Genomic DNA, 13,645 nt, shown 5'->3' with positions numbered 1-13,645 from the left:
GTTGAGGATCAAGGGAGGGGCCTTACCATGAAGTCGTCTGGGGGCGTCAGCGAAGTGGATCAACACACAACGACTTTGAGGTCCCAGGAGTCCGTCTTGCTTTCCGCTGCCCTTGTGGCGCAGATATGCGAGGATCTTCAGGTCCGCGTCCTGTTTATCAAAGGGCCCGTTGCTGTCCAGATCGGGGTCCGGCCGCCCGGGGATTCGAACGATATTGATGTCCTCGTGGAGCCAGGAAAATCTGAGACAGTCGTCGAGGGCCTGGCTGACCGGGGATGGAAGCTCCGTTCAAACGAAGTCTGCCCTCCGCAACCGATTCATTCGGTGACGATGTTTCATCCTCAATGGCCCACCGACATTGATATCCACTTTGTGTTTCCTGGCATCGAAGCTCCACCAGAGACTTCGTTCCCGCTGCTATGGAAGCACCGGCAGGAATTCACGTTGGCTAGTCGTCCCGTGCTTGGGCTTGATCGATCAGGAGCAACCATTATTCAGGCTCTCCATGCTCTACGGGCGCCTGCCCTCCCCAAAAATGTTTCTGAACTGGACTATCTCCTGCATGAAGCCGCGATGCCATCGTGGAGCGAAATCCGTGATCTCGCGGCGGACATTGATGCCCTCGCTTCCATGAAGCCCTATTTACTTGCGGCGTACCCCCAAGCCATAGAGGTGGACTTCCCCGAAGTATCGTCTGATTGGGTTCAGCGAACGACGGTTTCTGCTCCGGGAGTGCACCGCTTGCTGCAACTTGCCTCGCTACCACCGAACCGGCGGTGGCCACTGATTCGACGAGCCCTGTTTCCGCCGAGGCGCATGTTCGAAGAAAGTAACCGGTCTCTCATGGGAGTCGGCAGAGTGCATGTCCTCAGGATCCGAATCGTTCGCTGGGGATCGTTCCTGAGATCCCTCCCACAAATCCTCAGAGAATATCGAACGGTTAGGAACGGTCAGGGACGAGCCTGAATCGGGCTTACCGTGCACTTCAAGCTTCCACCCGTCGTCGAAGCACCTAGCGTCTCGTTGAATTGCATGAGTGCCAAGCCGTTAGGGATGCCGTTTCTGACAATCAGACAGAAGAGGCTATAACGGACGGAATAACCTGCCTACCGCGCCTCCTGCTGCCGACGAGGGACAGTACCGGCTACTAGAAGCCTCTGATCTATAAGACTTTCGACAAATCTGTCCACATCGGTTCTGACTTCGGATGGGTCGGCAGAATAGATTTCGGCGACCCGTTCAATGAGCTCTTGTGTCGTGGAGACGTCGTCGAGGATGTCCCATAGCACTGCACCGGTACCGCTGAGTATCACTGGTTGATCGATGCTTGGACTCAGTATCGCGATCCGTTGGTACTCATCCGAAACGACGGACGCGACTCCGTCTGCCTTCTGCAAGAAAATGTTGGTAGGTGGTGACTTGCGATCCATGCGTTCACTCTATTGCATACCGGGTGCGCCCACGGTGCCCGTACCGTCGGCAGAGGTGAGCAAGTCCGGGGCACCCCAGGCGCCACAGCAGAGAACCTGAAGAACCGATCGCACCAACTACCAGTGTCAGCGTCAACGCCTACATGTGGAAGTGGGCCCCATCATCAGGTGGGGCCCACTGGGTTTATCCGAATGCAGGTAGCGCCCGGTCAAGTAATGACCATCAGGATCGTGGTTGCAACGAATCGCGGATCTCAGTCAACAGGGCGACCTGCGGATCGGCTTCTACCTCTTCCGGGAGGATACCCAGGCGTGCATTACGGCGCTCGATCATCTTGTTCATCGGCATGACGACCACGAAGTAGATGGCCGCGGCGACGAGCAGGAAATTGACGACTGCGGTGAGTAGAACGCCGATCTTGATGGCATGCTCCGGGCCCACCGCCAAAAAGTTGTCAAAGTTCGGGGTGCCCACGAGCACCGAGATCAGCGGCATCAGCACGCTGTTCACGAATGCATCGATGACGGTGGCGAAGGCACCACCAATCACCACGGCGACGGCAAGGTCTACGACGTTGCCCTTCATGACGAAGTCCTTGAATCCCTGTAGCATGCGCTAGATTGTACAAGGTTTCGTTATCTAGACCCAGCAAATGGGTTATTTGGCGTGGGCTGTCTGGGCGTCAGGGACGCCCACCTAGACTTGCCCTGACATGCTGGGGACAAAAGGAAGAGCGGTATGACTAACGCGCGCATTCATGATCACGAGGATACAACCCATCATCAGAAGCGGCACCCGGTCAGGATCACGATCCTCTCCCTAATAGTCCTAGTGGTCATCGCCGCCGTCGTCGCTGGTGGTTATCTCTTTTCGCTGGGCAGCAGCTTCGACAGCAAGACAGAGAAAATCGACGATGCCTTCCCCGCCGAGTCACAGCGGCCGCAGAAGCAGGCCTCGAACGAGGATGCGGTGAATATCTTGCTGTTGGGCAGCGATGCCCGTGGCGGTTCCGGGGAGACGGAGGATCTCCACGGGGTTCCAAATGCCGGTCGATCGGACACCATGATGCTCGTGCACGTTCCTAGCGATCGGAAGAACGTCTATGTCACGTCCATCATGCGCGATACCTGGGTACCGATTCCGGGGAGGGGCAACCATAAGATCAACGCGGCCTTCTCCTTTGGCGGGGTGCCGTTGGCCGTTCAAACCATCGAGGGCCTACTAGATACCCGCATTGACCATGTCGCCTCGGTGGATTTCGAGGGGTTCAAGGGCCTGACGGACGCGCTCGGGGGAGTGGACGTCGATGTCCCGGTGGGCTTCACCTCAAAACACGGAAACCATACGTTCAAGGCAGGACCGACGCATATGGATGGCGATCAAGCGCTGGGTTTCGTGCGTGAACGTTATGCGTTCAAGGACGGTGACTACCAGCGTGTGCGCGACCAGCAGATCTTCATCAAGGCGCTCATGGGCAAGCTGTTGGCCAAGGACACGCTGACCAACCCCGGGCGTATTTCCAATGCCGTCGACGAGTTGTCGCCATACCTCTCGGTGGACGAGACCCTAAGCGCATCGATGGTCGGCAAGCTGGGCCTTTCACTGAAGAGCATCCGCAACGACAAGATCCACTTCTTCACCTTGCCGAACAATGGAACGGGCAGGTCCTCGGACGGGCAGTCGATCGTGCTGCCGGACGATGAGGCCATCGACGACCTGTCGACCGCGCTCACCGACGATGACCTGGAGAAATTCATGAGGGAGCACGATTTATAATTAAATTTTGCGCAGCAGCATGCGTCGGATCGAGTGATCGCTGTCCTTGGTCAACACCAGCTGGGCGCGCCCCCGCGTGGGCAGGACGTTCTCGCGGAGGTTCGGTTCGTTGATCTGACGCCAGATGCTCAAGGCGGTTTCGCGTGCTTCATCATCGGACAGGCTCGAATACCGGTGGAAGTAGGAGGCCGGATCTGCGAACGCGCCGCTGCGCAGTTTCATGAACCGCTTGACGTACCAGTTCTCGATCGCCTGCGTCTGAGCATCGACATAGACGGAGAAATCGAAGAAGTCGCTGAGCGCCAAACCGGCCGTTCCATCGCTTCTGACCTGTGCCGGGGCCAGGACGTTCAGCCCCTCGACGATGAGCACGTCGGGGCGGTGGACGACCACCTCCTTGCCGGGAACTATGTCGTACGTCAGGTGCGAATACCACGGGGCGCGGACCTCTTCGGCACCGGATTTCACCGCTGAAACGAAGCGCAGTAGGGCGCGCCGGTCGTAAGCTTCGGGGAAGCCCTTGCGGTGCATCAGGCCGCGGCGTTCCAGTACCTCGTTGGAGTGCAGGAAACCGTCGGTGGTGACCAGCTCGACATTGGGGGTATCTGGCCAGCGGCGCAGCATTTCCTGGAGCACACGGGCCGTCGTCGACTTCCCCACGGCCACGGAGCCGGCGACGCCGATGACGAAGGGGGTGCGTCGGGTCGATTCCCCGAGGAAGGTGTTGGTGGCCTGGTGTAGTTGACCGGCGGCCTGCACATAGAGGTTCAGCAGGCGGGAGAGGGGAAGATAGACGTCCCTGATCTCTTTGAGATCGAGTTTTTCGCCGAGGCCACTCAGCCTGATTAGATCGCCCTCATCGAGCGGTTGGGTGATCTCGTTGGACAGTCGTGCCCAGGTCTGCCGGTCCAGTTCCACAAAAGGGGAGACTCCGGCGTCGTGGTCTCGGGAGGCGCTCACCACTGAATTGTGCCAAGCCTGCCGCCGTATCCCCAAACCGGGGCACGCCCACTGCCGCGGCGGCCTCTGGCACCAGAGCCCAGAAATGACGAATATCGGTTCTTCGGCGCGGTATTCTTATGCGCATGTGTGGAATTGTTGGCTACGTAGGCCGCCCAGGAAAAACAACCGGAAACCATGGGGCCCTCGACGTGGTTCTGGAGGGGCTGCGGCGGTTGGAATACCGCGGCTACGACTCCGCCGGGATCGCCGTCCTCGGGGAATCCGGACTTGAGTCCCGGAAGAAGGCCGGCAAACTGGTCAACCTGATCGCCGAACTCGAAGCGGCCCCGCTGCCGAATTCACTGACCGGCATCGGACACACGCGGTGGGCCACCCACGGCGGACCCTCGGACGTCAACGCCCACCCGCATCTGGCCGACGACGGAAAACTGGCCATGATCCACAATGGCATCATCGAAAATTTCGCCGATCTGCGAGCTGAACTCTCCGCAGTCGGCCATGTCTTCACCTCGGAAACCGATACCGAAGTTGCTGCCGTCCTGCTGGGCGACATCTATACCCATGCTGGAGACGGGGACCTGGCTCGTTCCATGCAGTTGGCCTGCCAGCGCCTTGAAGGCGCCTTCACGCTGTTGGCGATCCACGAAAGCCAGCCCGGGGTGGTCGTCGCCGCACGGCGGAACTCGCCGCTGGTCCTCGGGCTGGGCGAGGGCGAGAACTTCCTGGGATCCGACGTCTCGGGGTTCATCGACTTCACCCGGCGCGCGGTGGAACTCGGGCAGGACCAAATCGTCACCATCACCCCGGATGCCCATGTCATCACCGACTTCGACGGAAACCCGGCTGAAGGCACCGAATTCCATGTTGACTGGGACGCTGCCGCCGCGGAAAAGGGAGGATTCGACTCCTTCATGGAGAAGGAGATTTTCGACCAGCCGGCCGCCGTCGCCGACACCCTGCTGGGCCGCTACGACGCCGAGGGCCGGATGACCCTCGACGAGTTGCGCATCGACGCCTCCGAATTGATCGACATCTCCAAGATCATCGTGCTGGCCTGCGGTACCTCCGCCTATGCCGGCTCGGTCGCCAAATACGCCATCGAGCATTGGTGCCGCATCCCCGTGGAGGTCGAACTCAGCCATGAATTCCGGTATCGAGACCCGATCGTCGATGCCAACACCCTGATCGTCTCCATCTCACAGTCGGGCGAAACCATGGATACGTTAATGGCGGTTCGCTACGCCAGGGAGCAAGGCGCCAAGACGCTATCCATTTGCAATACCAACGGCGCCACGATCCCGCGCGAGTCCGACGCCGTGCTCTACACCCATGCGGGCCCCGAGATCGCCGTGGCCTCGACCAAAGCCTTCCTGGCGCAGATCACCGCCACCTACGTGCTGGGACTCTACCTGGCCCAGCTGCGTGGCAACCTGTTCACCGGGCAGATCAAGGACATTCTCGCGGACCTGCAGGACATCCCGGCCAAGATCCAGGACATCCTGGATCGCGCGGAGGAGGTCAAGGCTCTGGCCCGTTCGATGTCCGAGGCCACCTCGGTGCTGTTCCTGGGACGCCATGTCGGCTACCCGGTGGCCATGGAAGGGGCCTTGAAACTCAAGGAGATCGCCTACATCCATGCCGAAGGATTCGCCGCCGGCGAACTCAAGCACGGACCGATCGCCCTGATCGACGATGGTCAGCCGGTCTTCGTCGTCGTGCCGTCCCCGCGGGGACGGCATTCGCTGCACTCGAAGGTCGTCTCCAACATCCAGGAGGTACGGGCCCGTGGGGCCAAGACCCTGGTGATCGCCGAATCCGGAGATGAGGCGGTCCGTGACTACGCCGAATTCGTTTTCTACGTTCCGGAGACCCCGACCCTGCTGATGCCGTTGTTGGCCACCGTCCCGTTGCAGCTCTTTGCCTGTGAGCTGGCCAGTTCCAAGGGCTTCGACGTTGACCAGCCGCGCAACCTGGCGAAGTCCGTCACAGTCGAGTAGAGCGGCCCACGCGATCTGAAGGAGCCCGCCGCACACATGCACCGGGATCCTTCGTTCGCGGACTACCCCAGCGCACGCTCGGCGAGCCCGCGCACATAGGCGGCCTGGCCGGCATGCTGGGTGGTGTCGTTCAGGACGCTTACCAGGCGGGAGGCTGCCGTCACCGGAGGGTCCCAGCCTTGGTCCACGACTCGTTCGAAGTCCTCGAGACGCAGAGACTCCAGCACCTGCACCGTCCGGTCGTGGACCGCCTGATGGTAGGCAGAGAGCAGACCGGAATCCCCGTTGTCGAAGTCCCGGACCTGCTGGCCGTCGTGCCCGAACCCGGTGTCCTCCTCCTTATAGGGCAGCGCGAGACGGTGTGCCCAGCCATGCTCGAGCCATAGCTGGCCCGCGGGAGTCTGGTGCGCGGTGCCGCGGGAGGGGGCTTCGGCGCCGCCGAGAACGGCGGCGAGGTCCGCCAGATGGTCGTCCTGCACGCGGGTCAGATGCCAGATCAGCCAGGCAGCATGATTCGACTGGGGGTCAGGCTGATGGAGCAGGACGCTTGCATCGGTGCCGCTGGTGACGGAACGGACGGTTTCCGCAACACGGTCGAACCCGTCCCGTAGAAGTTCCCGTGCAATATTCGCACTCATGGGTTGCCCTTTCATTGGCTGCCGTCCCTGCACGATGGCGGTCGGCAGGCTGGTCACCGACGCTACGCCTGGAAGTGGGGCAAGGGATAGTGTGCGTCGACTGCGCGTGACCACCATTGGAAGCGCCGAAACCGATAGGCTGGGGGAATGATTGTGGGCATTGGTGTGGACGTAGTGCAGGTTTCCCGCTTTACGGCGCAATTGGAAAGAACCCCGGCGTTGTGCGAACGGCTTTTTGTGCCGGCCGAACGTGCGCTGAACATGCGGTCGCTGGCGGCGCGTTTCGCTGCGAAAGAAGCGGTCGCCAAAGCCCTCGGCGCCCCGGCGGGCATGAACTGGCAACATTGCCAGGTAGTCATGGACGCCGCAGGTGCCCCTCAGGTGAAGATCGACGGCACGGTGGCCGAGGTTGCGGAGTCCAAAGGCGTGCGTCATTGGCACTTGTCCCTCAGCCACGATGGAGACCTGGCCACGGCCATGGTCATTGCGGAGCGCTAGAACATGATTAATGCATATACAGGAACTCAGATTCGTGCCGCCGAAGCGCACCTCGTCGAAGCCGGGCATGGCCCCGCACTCATGCGCGCCGCCGCCCACGGCTTGGCCCAGCACACGATGAACTTGCTGCGCGAGAGCTTCGGTGGGGTCTATGGTGCTCGGGTCGCGGCTCTTATTGGAAGCGGCAACAACGGTGGCGACGCACTTTTCGCGATGGCGCGGCTGGCTAAACGCGGGGTTGCCTGCACGGCGATTCTCATGGCGCCCAAGGTCCATGCGGAAGGGATGGCCGCCTTCCAGCGGGCCGGTGGCAAGGTCGTCGAAGCTGGAAGAGAGGGGCCCGCGGGTTCAAGGGGGCGAAACCGCCGTTGGCATCGGGCCACCGAAGCACTTAACGGAGTGGACTTGGTGATCGACGCCGTGTTGGGTACCGGAGCCCGTGGAAGTGTCTCTCTGCCGACGATTCCCGACGATATGTTGGTGGTTGCCTGTGATCTGCCTTCGGGGGTAGATGCCGATACGGGAAACGCACCCAACGGCGTACTTCAGGCAGATCTGACCGTGACCTTTGGTGCTCTCAAAACTGGGCTTACGGTCGGCGCCGGACACCTACTCTCAGGACGAATCGAGGTCGTCGACATCGGCCTGGGCCCACACCTCGGGGAACCGGACCTCTTCGTGATGGAAGGCAGCGATGCCCGCAGGCTATTCCCCCGTCCGGAGCCAAGCGCGCAGAAGTACAGCAGGGGAGTCTTGGGTTTGATCGCTGGCTCCGACGAGTACCCGGGCGCTGCCGTGCTTTCGGCGACGGCAGCGGTGAACACCGGCGTGGGTATGCTACGGACAGTAGCCACCGAGACGGTCCGGCCCCTTTTGTCCCAGGCCGTCCCCGAAGCAGTAACAGCACAGGATGCTGAGGCCCACGTGCAAGCTTGGGCGGTGGGTCCGGGAATCGGCGAGGACGCCGATCAGATCGCTGCGACACGGGCGGCTATTTCATCTGGGTTGCCATGCGTTGTTGATGCCAGTGCGCTGGCTGGACTGTCTCAGGAACAGGGGCACTCAAAGCTGGTGTTGACCCCGCATGCGGGAGAGCTCACAGATCTACTCCGGCGCGCTGGCATGCGCCTGGATCGGGAGGCCGTTGAACAGAATCCCGTTCGTTGGGCGCGATGGGCCGCTGTTGCCTATTCCTCGGTGGTGCTGTTGAAGGGGCCTGCCACCGTATGTGTGGCGCCGGACGGCCCGACCATCGTCAGTAACAACGGCGGACCTGAGCTGGCTACAGCGGGAAGCGGCGACGTGCTGACCGGCATCTTGGGGGCGATGTTGGCCGTCGACTGCGGCAACGGCTCATCGACACGTTCGCGTGTACAGCTGGCGGCCATGTCGGCCCATGTCCATGCAGAAGCTGGATCACGCATCGTCGCGGAGCGTCGACCCCATGCCAAGGCACTGGCGCGATCCGTGAATGGTCGGTGATTTCGACTCCCCTGGCCAACGGTCAGTAGGCGCCGTCCTTGCCCAGAACCGCCTTGGCTGTACGGAAAAGGATGATGAGGTCGCTCATGAGCGACCAGTTCTCCACGTAGTAGAGGTCCAGACGGACACTGTCGTTCCACGACAAATCCGATCTTCCGCTGACCTGCCAGAGGCCGGTAACGCCTGGCTTGACCATCAAACGGCGTAGCACGTACTTTTCATAGGTTTCGACTTCCGAAACCAGTGGTGGCCGTGGGCCGACCATGCTCATATCACCCATGAAAACGTTCCACAGCTGTGGTAACTCGTCGATGCTGTATCTGCGGATGAAAGCGCCCAACCGCGTGACGCGTGGGTCTGCTTTCATTTTGAAGAGTGTCCCGTTTCCCTCGTTGGTTTCTTGCAACGCGGCCAAGCGTTCCTCGGCGTCGGCGACCATGGAACGGAACTTGTGCATCTTGAACGGTCTACCGTGCTTGCCGACCCGCTTCTGTTGGAAAAAGGCAGGGCCGGGGCTGTCGACCCGAACCAGCAGGGCCATGGCCAGAAGGAACGGGGAGAGCACGAGCAGGGCTAGACCGGAACCGATGATGTCGAAGGTGCGCTTGACCAGTGCGCTGGTGCCTTCAAGCTTTGGCGTGGTGACGTGGATGAGGGGCAGGCCAGCCACGGGTTGGGTGTGGATTCGAGGTCCGGCAACACCGGTGAGCGCTGGCGCCATGATCATACTGATACCGCGGTCCTGGAGCTCCCAGCCGAGCTCCTGGATGACTCGGGGCTTGAGGCTGGAACCGGCCGATATCGCGATCGCGTCGACGTTGGTTTCCTCGATGGCCCTGAGTACGGCTGCTAGCTCAGAGCTGACGCTGACCACCGGCAGTTGGAGTTCCTGACCTGTAGGCGATTGCAGCGAATGGCCGGGGAGGATAGCAGCGACCGGCCTGTATCCCGCGCCGAAATCTCTGGACAGGTTTTCGTGCAGATGCTCAACCGCAGAAGGAGCACCGATCAGCAGGAGTTTGCGGGTGAACCGTCCTGCGGCACGGCGCCGAATGAGCCATTTTCGCATGAACCAACGACTCGCTAGAAGCAAGAAGACCCCCAGGGGCAGTGCCACTCCAACATAGCCGCGGGCGGTAGGGACCTCGCCCGCGTAGGAGAAGATCGCGATGGCGCCGAAGAGGTAAAGGGATGCGACGGCGACTCGCTTATATTCCTCGGCCCCGGCGCCCAGGATCTTGACGTCCCGGGACTGCCAGCCGGCAAGGGCTGCCCACCAGAGTAAACCGATGAGGACAGTGACCAGCCAATAGTTGGTCGGGACCGCGCCAGCTAGTTCGGGGTCGCTTGATGCGCCGAAACGTGCGAGCTGGGCAACAACGACGGCAACAGAGATGCACAACAGATCCACGATCCCCAAAAGCCTAGGAATCGCCGAATGCCAATCGTCATGCGGTTTTTTCAAGATATTCCCCCCGGAATCGATTTGTTGGCCGCTGATCAGACCAATTTTGGGTATTCGCTCTTGAGTTAGCGCGCCACAGTAGGCTCGAAGTACTGTCCAAGGGCGGTAAAGTGCCAGCCTGCTTGTTCCCACGAAGTGGCATCAAGGACATTTCGCGCGTCGATGACCCGCTTCGCGTTGACGAAACCCTCGAGCGACATGGGCGTCAAGGCCTTGAACTCGGGCCACTCCGTGAGGAGCATCACCAGGTCCGCGTCGGCGACGGCCGTGGAAGTGTTGTCGACGTAGTTGAGCCGGGGAAAACGCTTGGCCGCATTCGCGTTGCCTTCCGGGTCATAGACGGTGACCTCGGCTCCTGATCCATACAGCCTCGCTGCGATGTCGAGTGAGGGAGAGTCACGCACATCGTCACTGTCGGGTTTGAACGTCACGCCCAACACAGCGATCTTCTTGCCGGCAAGGTCACCAAGGATCTCAGTAGCGAGGTATATGACTCGTTCGCGGCGCCGAAGGTTGATTTCATCGACTTCGGTGAGGAAGCGCATGGTCCGATCGAGACCGAGTTCGCTCACGCGCGCCTGCAGGGCGCGGATGTCCTTGGGGAGGCAGCCGCCGCCGAATCCGAGGCCGGCATTGAGGAACTTACGGCCGATGCGAGAGTCGTGGCCGATCGCATCGGCCAGTGTGCGGATGTCTCCGCCCACTGCTTCGGTGACTTCCGAGAAAGCATTGATGAACGAGATTTTGGTTGCCAAGAAAGCATTGGCTGCGACCTTCACCAGTTCAGCGGTCTCGAAGTCCGTGCTGATGAAGGGAGTGTCGAGAGCCAATGCGGATGCGTAGACCTCGCGGAGCGTCTCTTCTGCACGCACGCTGTCTACGCCCACAACCAATCGATCCGGTGTGATCGTGTCCTTGACGGCGAATCCTTCGCGCAGGAACTCTGGGTTCCATGCGAGATCGATCTGGACGTCTTCGCGCTTGTTTTCAGCGATGAGGCCCAAGAGTCGACGCGTTGTTCCCACAGGAACTGTGGACTTACCGACGATCAGCGCATCCTTGGTGATGTTCTCCGCGAGCGACACGGTGGCCGCGTCCACGAAGGCCACGTCCGCAGCGTATTCGCCCGGCAACTGCGGTGTACCCACGCCGATGAAGTGGACATCTCCCCACGCCCCTACTTCCTTGTAGGAAGTGGTGAAGCGCAAGCGCCCGGAGTCGATGTGCTTGCGTAAAAGTTCCGGCAGCCCAGGCTCATGGAAAGGTAGTTCGCCACGAGAAAGACTGTCGATTTTCTCTTGATCCACGTCCAGTCCGAGAACTTCGAAACCAAGTTCTGCCATGCACGCTGCATGCGTCGCCCCCAGATATCCCGCGCCGATCACGGTGATACGAATTGCCACAGGCAATCTTTCCCCCCCATTTGCTTGTATATTGATGCCAACCGAACGGCCGGTTCAGGATGATTGTGCGGCGTAGAATAACGCCAATTCACTACCCACTACTTAGAACGCTAGTGGACAATTCTCTGTGACAACTAATTCGATAACGAGTGACATCACCGGGGATCGTCACAGTAGTTTCCGAAACGGGGGCTGCTGTCAGTGACATCGGAGGCAACCCGCAGAGACTTCGGGAGTCTTTCGTCAGATTTTTGCTTTGACAAGATTTTTAACAGCTTCAGTGGCCGATGCAGCGTTTTCGGCTAGCTGCACGCCTTCGAACGCCTGAAGGTAATCATCCATGATCGCCGAGATTTTTCCATTTGCGTTATCTATAGCAACAACTTCTTTTCCGAGAAGGACAGCCAATATCACGGCATGTAAACGATTGGTCAAAACAATTTCACCGTGATTGAGCTTTTTTATTGCTGATTGCACATTTAAGCGCGCCTGCAATACGTAGCACCATTGCATCAATTTCTGAGACACGTGTCCCACGAACGGAATACGCTTTTGCAGGGCGCCTGGCAGCTTCAAAAAGAAATGGGCGAAACGTTCGCGCCCTACGAGGCCCCAATCAAATTCGACCGACAGACCTAACCTGTCAAGGCTTAGACTATTTCCTGCTGGGGTCGATTCTGTATCTCTTCTACGAATCAACACAATTTCAAAATCCGGTGAAGACTCTCTTGTTTCCGGCATGAATCCAAAAGCCATGTCGGGACAGTGCAAGACACTTGCTGCAGGGAACCACTCTTTGGCGCGTCTTAAGCTCTGTCGGTCACGGAACAACAACACTAACGCTGGGTGCGCACCCAGTACGGCCTGCGCCTGCCTCAGTCGCGGTCCATCGCTAAAGTCTAAGCTTTGAGGCAATTGAATAATACGGCGGTCGGGAAAGTCGCGGATAACGCGCTCTCTCATTTCTTGGAACTCAAGCCACCGATCTCCGAAGTTGCCGCCACCCTGGATCAAAATCGGGCCGGTAGGGACAGCGCGTCGCAGTTGGCTCGGCGAGTATCGCGTTTGATCCGCGACATAACGAACTTCGGCCCCGATTTTTCGGAGGTACTCAAGTTGGCCCAAGTAGATGAGTGAGTCACCGGAATTCTGATGTAAGGGGAAATCGACCAACGCTAGGTGTTCCCCACAGTGGACTAAACCCGAGAGGACGTTCAGAGTCTCAGCTTGAATAGCGGCGATGGAAGTCATTATGTGAGCTTATTTGACAGTGAGGTTGGTTCAAAACCGAACTAGGCAACAGCATTACTATTGTGGCAGTATCCAAGCGTATTGCCCCGGGTTTGATGGAGACATCGAATAACCGGAAGGATGGATCTCATGCCAGCGAAACCGAAATACCCCGCGGAGCTGAAAGATAGGGCCACGAGGATGGCCGTCGAAGCCCGCCGCGACGTGACCACCAGGACCGGCGCCTACCGACGCATCGGAGAGCAACTCCGCATCAATTCCGAGTCGCTGCGGAACTGGGTCAAGCAAGCCGAAATCGACGGCGGTCAGCGCCCGGGCACCAGCAGCGACGAAGCCACCCGTCTTGCCGAACTCGAACGCGAGGTACGCGAGCTACGACGGGCGAACACGATCCTGCGCCAGGCCTCGACTTGTCTATCGCGGCGGAGCTCGACCGCCCCTCGAGATGATGTGCGCGTTCATCGACAAGCACCGCGGTGAACACGGGGTCGAGCCGATCTGCCGCCAGCTGCAGATCGCCCCTTGTCCCCTACTACGCACGACGTTCCCGCCCAGCCTCTGCGCGGAGCATCCGCGACGCCAGGCTGACCGGTCTGATCCTCCATGTCCATAGCGAGAACTACGGCGTCTACGGGGCCCGGAAGGTCCATGCCGAGCTGCGCCGACAGGAAATCCCGGTCGCACGCTGCACCGTGGAGCGGCTCATGCGCACCGAAGGACTACGCGGCGTATCGCGGTCCA

The 13,645-nt window shown here is 60.0% G+C and carries 14 protein-coding genes and 1 other annotated feature; of the genes, 7 read left to right on the top strand and 7 right to left on the bottom strand.

Annotated features, from left to right (window positions below):
- The first annotated feature begins 27 nt into the window (after positions 1-27).
- Positions 28-966: a nucleotidyltransferase family protein gene (locus ACT3S2_RS00070; RefSeq protein ID WP_444561047.1), complete on the top strand. Its 939-nt coding sequence runs from the start codon at positions 28-30 to the stop codon at positions 964-966.
- 140 nt (positions 967-1,106) lie between these two features.
- Here ACT3S2_RS00070 and ACT3S2_RS00065 read toward each other — a convergent pair whose 3' ends face one another.
- On the bottom strand, positions 1,107-1,430 hold the full coding sequence (locus tag ACT3S2_RS00065) for a PqqD family protein (RefSeq protein ID WP_444561046.1): 324 nt from the start codon (positions 1,428-1,430) through the stop codon (positions 1,107-1,109).
- 223 nt (positions 1,431-1,653) lie between these two features.
- Positions 1,654-2,043 (bottom strand): large conductance mechanosensitive channel protein MscL, encoded by a 390-nt coding sequence (gene mscL, locus ACT3S2_RS00060; protein ID WP_444561045.1) that lies wholly within the window; start codon positions 2,041-2,043, stop codon positions 1,654-1,656.
- Between the two features lie 126 nt (positions 2,044-2,169).
- On the opposite strand from mscL, the gene ACT3S2_RS00055 reads away from it, so the two are divergent.
- The gene (locus tag ACT3S2_RS00055) at positions 2,170-3,207 is read left to right on the top strand and encodes an LCP family protein (protein ID WP_444561044.1); all 1,038 of its coding nucleotides are present in this window, start codon (positions 2,170-2,172) and stop codon (positions 3,205-3,207) included.
- Here the strand turns inward: ACT3S2_RS00055 and coaA are convergent, their stop codons facing one another.
- Complete coding sequence (gene coaA / locus ACT3S2_RS00050) at positions 3,208-4,167, bottom strand: type I pantothenate kinase (protein ID WP_444561043.1); 960 nt, start codon at positions 4,165-4,167, stop codon at positions 3,208-3,210.
- Between the two features lie 125 nt (positions 4,168-4,292).
- On the opposite strand from coaA, the gene glmS reads away from it, so the two are divergent.
- A complete protein-coding gene (gene glmS / locus ACT3S2_RS00045; protein ID WP_444561042.1) occupies positions 4,293-6,167 on the top strand; it encodes a glutamine--fructose-6-phosphate transaminase (isomerizing) in 1,875 nt (624 codons plus the stop codon).
- Between the two features lie 62 nt (positions 6,168-6,229).
- Here glmS and ACT3S2_RS00040 read toward each other — a convergent pair whose 3' ends face one another.
- On the bottom strand, positions 6,230-6,805 hold the full coding sequence (locus ACT3S2_RS00040) for a mycothiol transferase (protein ID WP_444561041.1): 576 nt from the start codon (positions 6,803-6,805) through the stop codon (positions 6,230-6,232).
- 147 nt (positions 6,806-6,952) lie between these two features.
- Here ACT3S2_RS00040 and ACT3S2_RS00035 point away from each other — a divergent pair, with 147 nt between their 5' ends.
- The gene (locus ACT3S2_RS00035) at positions 6,953-7,303 is read left to right on the top strand and encodes a holo-ACP synthase (RefSeq protein WP_444553271.1); all 351 of its coding nucleotides are present in this window, start codon (positions 6,953-6,955) and stop codon (positions 7,301-7,303) included.
- A gap of 3 nt (positions 7,304-7,306) precedes the next feature.
- Positions 7,307-8,785, top strand: a complete 1,479-nt coding sequence (locus ACT3S2_RS00030) for an NAD(P)H-hydrate dehydratase (RefSeq protein ID WP_444561040.1) — start codon at positions 7,307-7,309, stop codon at positions 8,783-8,785.
- A gap of 22 nt (positions 8,786-8,807) precedes the next feature.
- Here the strand turns inward: ACT3S2_RS00030 and ACT3S2_RS00025 are convergent, their stop codons facing one another.
- From ACT3S2_RS00025 to ACT3S2_RS00015, 3 genes are all read right to left on the bottom strand, one after another.
- Positions 8,808-10,250 carry a sugar transferase gene (locus tag ACT3S2_RS00025; RefSeq protein ID WP_444561039.1) on the bottom strand — a complete coding sequence of 481 codons (1,443 nt, stop codon included), beginning with the start codon at positions 10,248-10,250 and terminating at the stop codon, positions 8,808-8,810.
- 65 nt (positions 10,251-10,315) lie between these two features.
- Positions 10,316-11,647 (bottom strand): UDP-glucose dehydrogenase family protein, encoded by a 1,332-nt coding sequence (locus tag ACT3S2_RS00020; RefSeq protein WP_444561106.1) that lies wholly within the window; start codon positions 11,645-11,647, stop codon positions 10,316-10,318.
- Between the two features lie 249 nt (positions 11,648-11,896).
- On the bottom strand, positions 11,897-12,904 hold the full coding sequence (locus tag ACT3S2_RS00015) for a polysaccharide pyruvyl transferase family protein (RefSeq protein WP_444561038.1): 1,008 nt from the start codon (positions 12,902-12,904) through the stop codon (positions 11,897-11,899).
- 129 nt (positions 12,905-13,033) lie between these two features.
- Here ACT3S2_RS00015 and ACT3S2_RS00010 point away from each other — a divergent pair, with 129 nt between their 5' ends.
- Together ACT3S2_RS00010 and ACT3S2_RS00005 are read left to right on the top strand one after the other, a co-directional pair.
- Positions 13,034-13,384, top strand: a complete 351-nt coding sequence (locus ACT3S2_RS00010; RefSeq protein WP_444561037.1) for a transposase — start codon at positions 13,034-13,036, stop codon at positions 13,382-13,384.
- Positions 13,311-13,427, top strand: a sequence feature (AL1L pseudoknot). Its footprint overlaps the gene before it by 74 nt.
- Positions 13,381-13,645 (top strand): IS3 family transposase (locus ACT3S2_RS00005; protein WP_444561036.1); only part of this gene is annotated, 265 nt, incomplete at its 3' end. (Overlaps the previous feature by 47 nt.) The genes ACT3S2_RS00010 and ACT3S2_RS00005, both read left to right, overlap by 4 nt.

Source organism: Arthrobacter sp. AOP36-A1-22 (assembly GCF_052377615.1).
GTDB lineage: Bacteria > Actinomycetota > Actinomycetes > Actinomycetales > Micrococcaceae > Arthrobacter_H.
The sequence above is the reverse complement of the archived record's forward strand: the minus strand, read 5'-3'. Positions and strand labels throughout refer to the sequence as shown.